Raw genomic sequence first — 12931 nt, forward strand, 5'->3', positions numbered from 1 at the left:
TTTTTGTGTATTAGTTTTGTTTTGTAATTTCCATAAACCATTCTTCTAGACCTCCTACGGCAGATATTTGGTAGATTTCTGCTCCTTTTTCAATTAAGGTTTTGTTAATTTTTGCCACATCTGCAGAACTGTTGGTGTTCACCAAAAGCTCTCGGTTGTTTTTCAGTTCAGCATTTTCGACATATGGCAAATATTTTTCGGCATCGTTCATGGAGAATTTTGTCTTTTGAAATTGAAACATTTGGTTCAGCTCTTCTCGGCTGCCTTCAAATTTCATTTCACCATGAGAGATGATGCCCAAATGCGTCACCATCTTGTCGATTTCTTGTAAAAGATGACTCGAAATAAATATGGTAGTGCCTTTTTCACGGTTTAGTTTTACCAAAAGTTCACGGATTTCCATCATTCCGTTGGGATCAAGGCCGTTTACAGGTTCGTCCAAAATCAGTAATTCAGGATCAGAAATCAACGCTAAGCCAATGGCCAATCTCTGTTTCATTCCCAAAGAATATTTTTTCATTTTGATGTCTTTGGCTTCGGAAAGTCCTATGAGTTCTAATGTTTCTGTGATTTTAGATTCACTCAGATTTCGGATTTCACAAACAATTTTCAGATTGTCATAACCCGAAAGATGATCGTAAAAAGCAGGGTAGTCGATCAATGAACCGATATTTTTTAATCCTTCCGGGAAAAATGAGGATACCGAATTTCCAAAAAGTTTTATGCTGTCGTTTGCCTCGTTTTCCAGTCCCATAATCAGCTTCATGGTGGTGGATTTTCCTGCGCCATTGGCTCCCAAAAAACCGTAAATAGAACCTTTTGGAACTGAGAGGTTAATGTTCTTCAGAATCTGCTTTTTAGCGTCAAATCCAAAATTAAGATTCGAGATTTCTATGATGTTTTTCATGAATAATTTTAAAATATTAGTCCGTATATTAATCTAATTGTTACAATTTGTTGTGTTTTTTTTAATAAATTATTATTTTGAACTAATCGTATAAAAGGGTAGTAAATATTTTATAATTTCCTTAAATTTGCAATCTTATAAAAATCAACATTTAACAAATGGTTTCGGGCAACCGACAACAGCTAAAATAAATTATGACTTCACAAGAAATTCGCCAAAAATTTTTAGATTATTTCCAAAGCAAAGGTCACCTCATTGTTCCTTCGGCACCCATCGTCCTGAAAGACGATCCAACCCTGATGTTTTCCAACTCCGGAATGACGCAGTTCAAAGATTATTTCTTGGGCTACAAAGAGCCTAAAGCACCTAGGATTGCAGATACTCAAAAATGTCTTAGGGTTTCCGGTAAACACAACGATTTGGACGATGTGGGCAGAGATACCTACCACCACACCATGTTCGAAATGCTTGGAAACTGGTCTTTTGGTGATTATTTTAAAAAAGAAGCCATTGGTTTTGCTTGGGAATTGCTAACCGAAGTCTATAAAATCCCGAAAGAAAATCTCTATGTAACCATCTTCGAAGGCGATGATAAAGAAAACCTAGAAAGAGACCAAGATGCCTACAACTTCTGGAAAGAACATATTGCCGAAGATAGAATCATCAACGGAAACAAGAAAGATAATTTCTGGGAAATGGGCGAATCCGGACCTTGTGGACCTTGCTCAGAAATCCATGTTGACCTTAGATCCGAAGAGGAAAAAGCCAAAGTTTCAGGCTTGTCTTTGGTTAATAACGACCATCCGCAAGTAGTGGAAATCTGGAACAATGTATTCATGGAGTTCAACCGTAAAGCCGACGGAACTTTAGAAAAACTTCCTGCTCAGCATGTGGATACCGGAATGGGCTTCGAGAGATTGTGCATGGCTTTGCAAGGCAAAACTTCCAACTACGATACCGATGTTTTTACACCGCTTATCGCTAAAGTTGAAGGCTTGACCGGAAAAAAATACGAGGGAATTTTAGAAAACGAAAAAGACATCGCCATCCGTGTGGTAGTCGATCATATCCGTGCAGTTGCTTTCGCTATTGCCGATGGACAGCTGCCTTCCAACGGAGGTGCCGGTTATGTGATCCGAAGAATTTTGAGAAGAGCGATTTCTTACGCCTACCGTTTCTTGGGTGCCAAAGAACCTTTCTTGTACCAATTGGTTGCCGTTTTAAAATCTGAAATGGGCACTTATTTCCCTGAAATTGTAAAACAGGAAAATCTGGTAACCGAAGTGATCAAAGAAGAAGAAGCTTCTTTCCTAAAAACCATTGAACACGGTTTGGTTAGGTTGGATGTCATCATAAAAGATACTTTGTCTAAAGGCGAAAAAGTATTTCCAGGTGCTGAGGTTTTCGAATTGTACGATACCTACGGTTTCCCTGCGGATTTGTCCAGAATTATTGCCGAAGAAAAACAACTTACGGTGGACGAAATCGGTTTTGAAGAGGAAATGCAAAAGCAAAAAAATCGTTCTAAAAAATCATCTGCTCAAAAAGTGTACGATTGGGAAGTGGTGGCAGAATTGCCTGAAAACTTCGTGGGCTACGATAAAACCGATAACCAAGTAAAAATTACCCGTTACCGAAAAGTGGAAAACAAAGACGGTGTTTTCTACCAAATCGTACTTAACGAAACGCCTTTCTATCCAGAAGGTGGTGGACAAGTGGGTGATAAAGGGACTTTAGAAAATATCGAGGGTCAATTTGAAGTCTTAGAAACCAAGAAAGAAAATGGATTGGTGATTTCGCTTATTCAAAATTTACCACAAAATATTTCTACAGAATTTACTGCAAAAGTAGATACCAAAGATAGAAAAAACACCCAAGCCAACCACTCGGTAACTCACTTGTTGCACGAGGCTCTGAGAACGGTTTTGGGAACGCATGTAGAGCAAAAAGGATCTTTCGTAGGACCGGATTATCTGCGATTTGACTTTTCGCATTTTTCAAAATTGTCCGAGGACGAATTGTCCACGGTTGAAGCTATGGTGAATGCTAAAATTAAAGAAAATATCGCCCTACAAGAATTCAGAAACATCCCGATTGCCGAGGCAATGGAAAAAGGAGCTATGGCGCTTTTTGGAGAAAAATACGGCGATAGTGTTAGGATGATTCAGTTCGGTTCTTCCAAAGAATTGTGTGGAGGTACCCATGTGAAATCTACCGGAGAGATTGGTCATTTTAAATTGGTAGCCGAAAGTTCTACCGCTGCAGGAATCCGAAGAATAGAAGCCATTTCTGGAGATAAAGCCAATGAATATTTCCAAAATCTGGAAAACCAATTGAAAGAAATTTCAACTTTGTTAAAATCCAAAGATGTGGTAAAATCCATTGAGAAATTAATGGACGAAAACGCAATTTTAAAAGCTGAGGTTGAAGCTCTAAAAAAGGAAAAAGCAAAAGGTGAAATTTCCAATTGGAAAAATGATTTTGTAGAGGCCAACGGCAAGAAACTTTTGGTGAAGAAATCATCTATGGATGCAGCGTCCATCAAGGATATTGTTTTTCAATTGAAGAAAGAAGTGGCGGGTGCTGTTGTTGTGATCATCTCGGATGCCGGTGACAAACCAATGATTACCGTTGGCGTATCCGCAGATTTAGAAAACAGCCATAATGCAGGAAATATCGTGAAAGACTTGGCTAAAGAAATCCAAGGAGGTGGTGGTGGAAACCCAGGTTTTGCTACGGCAGGAGGTAAAAACCTTGCCGGTATCGAAAATGCCTACCAAAAAGCCTTGGCTTTGTAACAGCAATTCAATAATCATTACAGAATACCATCAAAAAACCTCGAATCTTTCGAGGTTTTTTTGATGATGCATCAAGCGTTTCTAATAAAAAAAGGAACTTTAGAAAAGCTCCCTTGTGTGTGTTTTTACGAGAAGGATTAGTTAATTACTTTTATTCCTTTTGCCAAAACTCTGATTTCGGTTTTAGGCTCGGTGATCTTTGCAATTTCTGCTGCCGGTTTTTTAGCATCTTCGGCATAATGTCTCAGCTCTTCTACAGAAGTTGTTTTCAGCGTTGCATCGGCATTCAACAAAACGGTTTTTCCCATGGCAGATTGGGGTAAGAAAAAAGCATAATCCTTCATTTTTACAAAAACCCTCTTATTTTTAGAATTGGCAAGGGTAAGCCAACATCCTTTTTTCTCGCAAACTCCGGTAATGGTTGCTTTGATGACGATGTCTTTCAGCTCTGCACCTTTGTCTAGACTGGCAATTACTTTGTCGGTGTCATAGACATTAAAACTTTTGTCTTCGGGTACTCCGGCGCCGTATTCCGTACCCGGAACAGCTTCTGCTATTTGGTTTTTCTGTGCAAATGCAATCGTACTGATGGCCATTGCGCCTAATAAAATAAGTTTTTTCATAGTGGATATTTTTTAATTGATTTTTTTTTTAATTCACAGGAAATTCTGGTCTTCTCATTTTGAAGGTGGTTCCCGTCATCGATTCTAGGAATTTTACCACGGCTTGGGTTTCTTCTTTGGTAAGATCCAATTTTTTTAATAGAGGGTCGGTAACGGGATAGTTAGGATCTTTTTGTTTTTGATCGGGTTTGGGATCGTTCATGTGCATCCCGCTGTTGTAGAGGTTTACAATGCCTTCAAGATCATCAAACAAACCGTTGTGCATCCAAGATCGGGTAATCATCAGATCACGAAGTTGTGGCGTTCGGAATCTGCCCACATCTTCTGGCTTTTTGGTGATGGCATATACGCCAAGATCTTCATATTTTCTTTTGTAATAAGTCAAACCAATGTTGTGGAATTTTTCATCGGTCAGATATTGTCCGTTGTGGCAGTTCATGCATCGTGCTTTGGTACGGAAAATGTGCATGCCGTAGATTTCTTGGTCGGACAAGGCATTGTGTTTTCCATCCAAAAACTGATCAAAGCGGCTGGGTTGGCTGCTTACGGTTTTCTGAAATTCGGCCAAAGCTTCGGTAATGCGATCCATGTTGATTTTTTCGTCACCATAAGCGTCTTTGAATAATTTTTTGTACCCATTGATCTTGGATAATTTTCCCGGGAGGAAAGGCGGTTCCATATTCATTTCATGATGAGCCGCAATGGGATTGATGGCTTGGTCTTCTAGCGTTTCCGATTTCCCGTCCCAGAATAAAGTTTTTCTGGCACCTACATTTAATATCGTTGGTGTATTTCTGCTTCCTTCGAGGTGGTCATTTCCCAAAGAAACACGGCGTCTGTCAGTCCAGCCAATTTCCGGATCGTGGCAAGAACTGCAAGAAACCTGGTTGCTGCCGGAAAGTTTAGGATCGAAAAATAACATTTTTCCCAAGATCACTTTGGGCTTTTCTTGGTTGATGAAATAAGCAGAATCTCTTTTGATCGGGGCAAACTCTTTCCAAGCCACACCTTCGTCAATATTGGGTTTTGGCCACTTCGAAATTTCTTTTTTATAACTGTTGATGATGTCTTGTATCGTAGGATCGTGCACATCCAAAAGGTTGTTGCTCACCTTTGGTGTAAAACTTAGCAAAAACACTAGCATTGCAGCCGTTCCTATTAATATGATCTTCTTCATGACTTAAAATGTTATCCCCAAAATGATTTGTGTAAAATTATTGTTTTTTTCTTGAATACGCGCCTGTTTCCAACTTCCAAGAACATAAAATGCGGGTAAATTTTGTAATTGAATATCGTATCTCAAACTGGCACCCATCTGCAAATAACCACTGGTCAAATACTGATAATCTTGCATCAACCAATCGACGATGTTACTTTTTATGTCGGTGTTGATGGCATTAACACCAGAATTGATGTGCTTTTGCGAAACATGTGCGGAAAGGCTGAGCATTTGGTTTTTCGTAATTTCTTGTTTGTAGAATGTTTCTAAACCCATGCTGTAAGCCGTAAATTTTTGTCCACTAAATGGATATTTTCTTTTTTCTGTAAATTCTTGATACTGAAAAACAGGTACTACGCCCGCTACAAAACGATCTGCTTGGTATTGATACATCAATTTTACCGTGGTTTGGTAGTCTTCTTTTTTGTACGATTTTCTTTTGTAGAGTGGCTCAATAATTTGGGTATTGTTGGTGTAACCGTATTCGGCACCTGTGAAAATATGGGCTTGATATTGGGCAACAGCTCCCAAACGATGTTGGTTGATATTAAAAAATTTTGCTCCTTCAACTTCGTAAATGGTTTTGTCCAAATCTGAAATATCAAAATAACGATTGCTAGGATTGACACTTTTCAAATTCTGAGCTTGAGAAAGGCTTCCGGTCAAATAAAATGGATTTTTAGAATTTCTAAAAACTTGTGCTCCGGTTTTGTACCCAAATTCTTCGTAAATAGCCGCAGGACTTCCACCGTTGAAAAAATAGTTAGAAAACCCGAAACCCGTCATTTGATACATTAAAGCTTGACCCAATTCGCTCACAAATGAGATGGAAGTATTTTGAGTGTATTTGTTGATCTGTCCGAAAACTCCAACTTCATAATCTTTGTAAAAACGGTAGTTGGCGCCCAGATTTATGTATAGGTCAGAAGTGGTGCTTTTTTGTCTGGGATCTCGGTCTCTAGAGCCGAGTTGAGCGGTGTAATCTGCACTAAGTCCCAATGTCCAACGATTGAGTTTTTGAGAAATCCCACCTCCAAAACTATAGCGTTCTAATTTCGTATCACCACCTGCAGAATCCGCAATTGTATAAGGTGCTATTCGGTCATAATCCAAATTTTCATTCCATTTCACCGATTTTAATTTCATATTTTGATAACCGGCATTTCCCCAAATACTGCGGTTTTCATTGGTTTTTTGGAAAGAATTTACCTTGATGCTCAGGTTTTTCTCACCAGAACCTTCTTGCTGTCTGTAGATTTTTTTTTCTTCGTTCTCGTAACCGATGTTTAGATCCGAGAAAGAAAATTTACCATAACCCAACATACTTGCTGGGTTATGATAAAATTGAGGAAGAAGTTGTCGTTCTGTGCTGTATTGATGTTCTAATTTTTGAAAAAGTCTAAGACTGTCTTGGGCTTTTAAGCTGAAAGACGATAGTCCCAAGAAGGGCAAATAGAGCAAAGTGAGATAGCGAAACTTCATGATGTTTTTATTTTAGTGAACGATACCGTTTTTTAGACTTGGTTCAGCATTTTTAGTGAAATCTTCTGTAGAGTTATTGGTGTCTTTGTAGATGTTTTTTCCTGTGCTGGTTACGCCCAAAGTCTTTCTACGCACGGATTTTCCTAATCTGGCAGGATCATTCCAAAATGCACCAACACCTGTCCATCCAGAATCTATAGAACTACCGGTGAGGAGGTGTAAAAATTTATCTTGAACCGAATTATTCATTCCGTCCAAGATCCAAGAATTTGGGATGGCATAGGCGGATTTGTTGGTGGTGTTACCAGCCGCGTTGGTGTAAGAATAGTTGTATTTATGATTTTGCAAGAAGGTTGTCGCATTTTCACCTGCTGGGAATCTTGCGATCACATAAGACTCTACACCGCTGCTGTGCAAGAAGATCATGTTGTAAGTCATGGTGGTGAAAATCACATTCACATTCGGTACAGACGGGTTATCTACTTGTCCCAAAGTTGGGTTGGTCGAAGGGAATTCGAAATCGGCATTATGCAAATCGAAAGCATTGGTGGTTACCGCATTGTGGTTAATGGCATTGTCTGCCACTACGATAAAATCTCCGGGTTGCACAGGATATTGGTTTCCGGTTCCTGGTAATACCATCACGCCTTTTACGGCAAATTTCTCATTCGGATTGTACGGGGTAACATTGTTATTAACAGATGTTAAAAATTCTGACTGTCCGATGATCAGTTGATCCGCATACAACACTTTATCGGTATTGTTCACCAATTTAAAATATCTGCTGGAGTTGTAATTTTTTCCGTCTGCCGTTTTCACTCCGGTATAAAATACTTCTTCAATAATGAAATCTTGACTGAATTGTTTGATAAACAAAGGAATATTAATGCTTGAAGTGGTGGTGTTGATGTCAATAATCCCGCTTCCTGCTACGGAAAAAGTTCCGTTGGTATTGGTGATGACGGATCCGTTGGCTGTGATTTTGTAAGATCCATAAGGTAAATCCAGCTGCAGGGTGTTGAGGTTAGAAATGGATTTTTTTATTAAACTTCCGGTGTTTACTTCCAAAATTTCTATTTCCAAATTGCTGTAGGTCGCAACATCATCAGCAGTGAAAGTCATGTTTAGGTTGCTTTTTTGGGAAACTTCGGTTCCGAAATCATCGTCTCTAGAACAAGATACCAAGCTGGTGGTGAGGGTGAGTCCCAACAAACTCAGGATAAGAAAGTTCTTTTTCATGTTTTTATTGTTTGAATGTTAAAAATTATAATTGATTTCCATCCCAAAATAGGGTGTACTTAGATTTTTTCTTTCGATCTTGATCCCGTTCATGTAATAAGGATGGGCATAGCCGAAAAGTTTATTTACAAATAGAGAGGTTCTGATGGATTTATAAATTTTTTTGGTCACCTTGAAATTGGCATTCAAGGTATAGGTGTATCGGGTTTGCATATTATCGGTCACCGAAACATTGCGCACCAACCATTGTTTGTACAGATCGGTTTTATCAGCCTCGGTGAAAGGATGGATTACACCATCCAATCCGTAATAAGAAATGGGTTCGGCTATTCGATGATCTTTTTTTCGGTGATCGAACAATGTTCCTTGGAAAGAAGCCGAAATTGTCAGATCCATTTTGGATAAATAAGTATCGACCAAAAAGTTGTAGTTGAGGTTAGAATTGATGTATCCATCATCATTTTTATAAATTCCGTAATACGGGAAATTTTGTCCGGCGATGGAAGTACTCGGCTGATAATGAATGGGAATGGTGTTTCTGTATTCCGTTTTGAACCAAGCTCCGGTAAGGGTAAATCGGGTGTTGATGCCTTCAAAACGCGGCGAACTGTACCCGAATTCTATTCCTTTTTTTAAGGTGGCACTTCCGTTTTCGGTGATGGAATAATTCCCAAATTCGGTCATCAGTTGATAAGGAACATTGGCCAGATTTGGGCCGTTGTTCCAATCGTTGAGGTCAACAAAGGCTGCATCGTATTTTTTATAGGTATGAAAAGCGGTTTGCAAGGTATTTCTAAATCCGTTGCTCATTTCTTCTTGAAAATAAGTCAGAAACATTTCGTGATTTCTGTAGCTAAGATCTATTCTGGTTTCGTACTTTGTATTTTTAGCGGCGGTCAGATTTTTATTTTCCAAAGACTGAACATAGGTCATGAAATTGACATATCTGTACTTTTCATCGTTGTGATAATAGTTCAGTTGGGTATAATCGGTATATTTCAGATTTGGGTACAACATCAACAGCGTAGGTTGTTTATAAAACTGTCCAAATCCTAGGGTGATATTGGCTTTCAAAGCATGATCTCCAATAAAAATTTTCGGCAATCCATATTGGAAATTCAATCGAGGTTCAACAAAAATTTTATTTCTAATGCTGAAACTTGGGTCTATTCCTAATAATTTTGAAGTTCTGAGGCCTGCATAAAGGCTTAGTTTATGCTCGTCCAATTGATACGACATTTGGTCACCTACAAATGCGGCCGTATTTTGCCAAGCCGGGATATCGTCATAGGCTCTGGGTCTTGTCGTCATGGTGGCAGTAGGTGGCGTGAGCAAATCGTATTGCTGTCCTTTACCAAAATTTTTAGAAAATCGCCAATCCAATCCGGCTTCGTATTGATGGAGGATATTTCCCCATTTTTTCACCCCATTCAGTTGGATTAAAGCTGATAAATCCATCGGTTTACCATCGGTTGAAGATTCGGAAATGTATCGTAATTGTGGGAAAATTCCTACATTTTCCCCTTGAGTGGTCGCCAAAGAAATCGATCTAGGTCCGGATTGTTGTACCAATTTGGTTTGTTCAATCTTATCAAAACCTTGTCTGATGGCGGTATTTAGGGTAAGTTTATTAAAGAAATTTTCCTTTCCCAAAAGATAAACGAAATTGTTGCTAATGCTGAGTCTTCTGTTGTTGTTTTTGTACACATCTACACTGGGATAGCCGGTGTCCGGATCGTACTTTTCTTTGTCCAGATTGTTAGAAAAATCTATGGTCGCTCGCCATTCCAAATGTTTTCCCCAAAGATTGGTTTTCAATCTGGATCGTAATGAAGCGGTGATTCTTTGATAATTTTCAAACTGATTGGTCGGATCTGCCTGAGCATCAAGATAATCCATACTTGCGGTCATTTGCCAATTTTCTTTCAAGGCAAAACCTTTGCTCAGATAATATTGTTTGCTAAAACCATCTGCTTTGAATCTGGCTTGTAGTGGAGTTTTTCCAATTTTCCTGTCGATTTTTATCACCCCAGAAGTCAGGTCGCCATAAGCTGCAGAGGGTATCCCTCGGATGATTTCTACGCATTCGATATCGTTGGTAGAAAGGGTTCTCATGTCCACACCAATTCCTGCAGAAGTTTTAGAAGCCGGACTGCCAAGAAACTGACTATCGTTTACAGAAAGTTGAAGATCGGCGTTGGAATTCCAAATAGTATTATCGATGATGAATTGAGTTCCTAAAGCAGAAGTGTTGTAACCGCTAGGCATAGCATTAGGATTTTCTCGTAGGGCAACTCGGTTGGTAGCCATCAAACTTGGAGTTTTAGATAGACCACCCGGCACCAATTCCATAAGATCGGCAAAGCTAGAAGGTTGCAAATGTTCCATTGCTTTTGCATTGATGACGGATTTGCTGGTGAGACCTTTACCTTCTTTGGCGGTAACGATAACTTCTTGGATTTTATTTTCTTCCTGAAGAACAATATTGATTTTCTGTTGATGAAGAGGCTGAATTTTGATGACTTTATCTTGAAAATGAGGATGGGAAACCACTAAGGTATAGGTTTTATCTTGATCAAGTTTCAGTTTTGCTTCGCCATTTTGGTTGGTGGTGATAGATTTTTGTCCAATTATTTTTATCGTAGCACCAGAAATCAATTTGCTTTTACTTGCACCAGAAACCACGATGTCTAAACTAACATCATGATTCTGAGCAGAAACAATTCCTAAACCACCGACTAATAATAACAAACTATAAATCTTCCTCATTCTTATTTTTATTTAGTTTAAATAAGGTGGCAAATATAATAAGTTGTTTTCACAAAAACTTTATTTTTCCGAAAAAAGAGATTAGGTTTAAAAAAAGTAAAGCAATATTGTCTTAAAATAATTAGAACAGTATTGATGAAATCTGAGAAAATACTGTTATTTTTGAATCTGAAAGAGGTTTTATGTTCCAGTATGTTTTCTTAATTTATGAGTGTATTGTATTTTAAAAAGTAATAATCGGATACTCTTTTTTTTATTTCTAAATGACAACTCGGTTTGTTGTCTATATCAATTTATAGATCATGCGAAAATTTTTCATTATTTCTATTGGATTTATTTTATCAATCCACATCCAAGCACAAGTAGCCACAGCTACTCCTACAAGAATACAGACCACTCAAGTTCAAACCAAAACTCAACCTAGAGTCATCATCCTTGCAACCGGTGGTACCATTGCTGGTGCTGGCGAATCGGCTACCAAAGCAGCTTATACTGCTGGCCAGGTTCCTATTGATGCCTTGTTGAATGCGGTGCCGGAAATGCATCAGTTGGCGAAAATTAAAGGCGAACAAATCGCAAATATCGGTAGTCAAGATATGAATATCGATACTTGGCTAAAACTTAGCAAAAGAATCAACCAGATTTTTGATCACAACGAAGCCGATGCCGTAGTGGTTACCCACGGTACCGATACTCAGGAAGAAACGGCATATTTCCTAAGTTTAACCGTTCAGTCAAACAAACCTGTGGTTTTGGTGGGCGCCATGAGACCTTCTACCGCCATGAGCCAAGATGGTAACCGTAACTTATTGGATGCCGTGATGGTTGCTTCTTCTCCCAATTCTAGAGGAATAGGAACCGTTGTTGCAATGAACGAATTGGTTTTTGCTGCTAGAGATGTGACCAAAACCGTTACGACAAATACTGCGACTTTCCAATCTAGAAATTTTGGACCTATCGGATTAATTTATGATGGAAAAGTAAGCTACTATTACCAATCTCTTCGTCAGCCACAGAAGAAATTTGATGTGAGTACATTGAACAAACTTCCACAAGTGGAAATAGTCTATGGATATGCCGGAGCAAGTTCAAAAGTGATTGATTGCATGGTTACCGATGGCGTAAAAGGAATTGTCTATGCCGGAATGGGAAATGGTAACTTTAATGCACCGGTCGGTAAAGCGTTAGAAAATGCTGTAAAAAGCGGAGTAACCGTAGTTCGTTCTGCCAGAACCGGCGGTGGTAGAATAACCTTACACAACGAGGTGGATGATGAGAAACTGGGTTTTGCCGTAGCAGATGATCTTAACCCTCAAAAAGCGAGAGTCCTTCTCATGTTGGCGCTTACAGAAACTATAAATGTGAAAGCCATTCAAGATATTTTCTTTAAGTATTGAGGTTATTTAGAATTAAAAAATACCGCCCCAAAATTTCGTTTCGGGGCGGTGTTTTTTGTAGAACTTTAGGATCGATTAGAGCCTCTCAATTTTATCGGTTAGTGCGTCGATAAAGTTTTTCAAAGGTTTTTCAACCATCATTTTTATGAAAGGATTGAACTGCCCTTCAAACAATAACTGAACCTCGGTTTGGCTTTCATTTAGAGGGTTCATCATTCCTTTTAAAGAAAACTCCAAGCTGGAGCTGGCAGAGCTTAGCGTTACTTTTTCAGGAGTTACGGATTCTATCTTCAATGCGATTTCCGGCATTCCTTTTAGTCCAAATTTGAAGCCGTCTTCTCGAGCTTCAAATTTTTGCAAAGACTCTGGCATCAGTTGTTCATAGTCTTTTGGGGATTTCAAAAGTTCTTGAAGTTCTTGTGATGATTTATTTACGATGATTTTTCTTCCTTCTAAATTCATTTTTAGTTATTTTTGTAGAGTTAAAAGTGTCCTAC

At 38.8% G+C, this 12931-nt stretch carries 9 protein-coding genes; 2 read left to right on the forward strand and 7 right to left on the reverse strand.

Annotation, left to right across the window (positions count from 1 at the left end):
• Nucleotides 1–10: 10 nt before the first annotated feature.
• Entirely contained in the window at nucleotides 11–907 is an 897-nt protein-coding gene (locus H9Q20_RS10400; protein WP_124639905.1) for an ABC transporter ATP-binding protein, read from the reverse strand.
• A 194-nt stretch (nucleotides 908–1101) separates the two neighbouring features.
• Here H9Q20_RS10400 and alaS point away from each other — a divergent pair, with 194 nt between their 5' ends.
• Nucleotides 1102–3705 carry an alanine--tRNA ligase gene (alaS, locus tag H9Q20_RS10405; protein WP_187477671.1) on the forward strand — a complete coding sequence of 868 codons (2604 nt, stop codon included), beginning with the start codon at nucleotides 1102–1104 and terminating at the stop codon, nucleotides 3703–3705.
• A 137-nt stretch (nucleotides 3706–3842) separates the two neighbouring features.
• On the opposite strand, the gene H9Q20_RS10410 is transcribed toward alaS, so the two are convergent.
• The 5 genes from H9Q20_RS10410 to H9Q20_RS10430 are packed head-to-tail and all read right to left on the reverse strand — an operon-like array spanning nucleotide 3843 to nucleotide 11037.
• The gene (locus tag H9Q20_RS10410) at nucleotides 3843–4328 is read right to left on the reverse strand and encodes a DUF4920 domain-containing protein (protein ID WP_124639909.1); all 486 of its coding nucleotides are present in this window, start codon (nucleotides 4326–4328) and stop codon (nucleotides 3843–3845) included.
• 28 nt (nucleotides 4329–4356) lie between these two features.
• Nucleotides 4357–5505 (reverse strand): cytochrome-c peroxidase, encoded by a 1149-nt coding sequence (locus tag H9Q20_RS10415; protein ID WP_187477672.1) that lies wholly within the window; start codon nucleotides 5503–5505, stop codon nucleotides 4357–4359.
• A gap of 3 nt (nucleotides 5506–5508) precedes the next feature.
• Nucleotides 5509–7029, reverse strand: a complete 1521-nt coding sequence (locus tag H9Q20_RS10420; protein WP_187477673.1) for a DUF6850 family outer membrane beta-barrel protein — start codon at nucleotides 7027–7029, stop codon at nucleotides 5509–5511.
• A 12-nt stretch (nucleotides 7030–7041) separates the two neighbouring features.
• Nucleotides 7042–8268, reverse strand: coding sequence for a DUF4876 domain-containing protein (locus H9Q20_RS10425; protein ID WP_187477674.1), 1227 nt, complete (start codon nucleotides 8266–8268; stop codon nucleotides 7042–7044).
• Nucleotides 8269–8286: 18 nt separating this feature from the next.
• On the reverse strand, nucleotides 8287–11037 hold the full coding sequence (locus tag H9Q20_RS10430; RefSeq protein ID WP_187477675.1) for a TonB-dependent receptor plug domain-containing protein: 2751 nt from the start codon (nucleotides 11035–11037) through the stop codon (nucleotides 8287–8289).
• 302 nt (nucleotides 11038–11339) lie between these two features.
• On the opposite strand from H9Q20_RS10430, the gene H9Q20_RS10435 reads away from it, so the two are divergent.
• Nucleotides 11340–12434, forward strand: coding sequence for a type II asparaginase (locus H9Q20_RS10435; protein ID WP_187477676.1), 1095 nt, complete (start codon nucleotides 11340–11342; stop codon nucleotides 12432–12434).
• 75 nt (nucleotides 12435–12509) lie between these two features.
• Here the strand turns inward: H9Q20_RS10435 and H9Q20_RS10440 are convergent, their stop codons facing one another.
• A complete protein-coding gene (locus H9Q20_RS10440; protein ID WP_124639921.1) occupies nucleotides 12510–12896 on the reverse strand; it encodes an SRPBCC family protein in 387 nt (128 codons plus the stop codon).
• Between the last annotated feature and the right edge of the window lie 35 nt (nucleotides 12897–12931).

Origin of the sequence: Amniculibacterium sp. G2-70, assembly GCF_014353055.1 — a bacterium.
Classification (GTDB): Bacteria; Bacteroidota; Bacteroidia; order Flavobacteriales; family Weeksellaceae; genus Amniculibacterium; species Amniculibacterium aquaticum.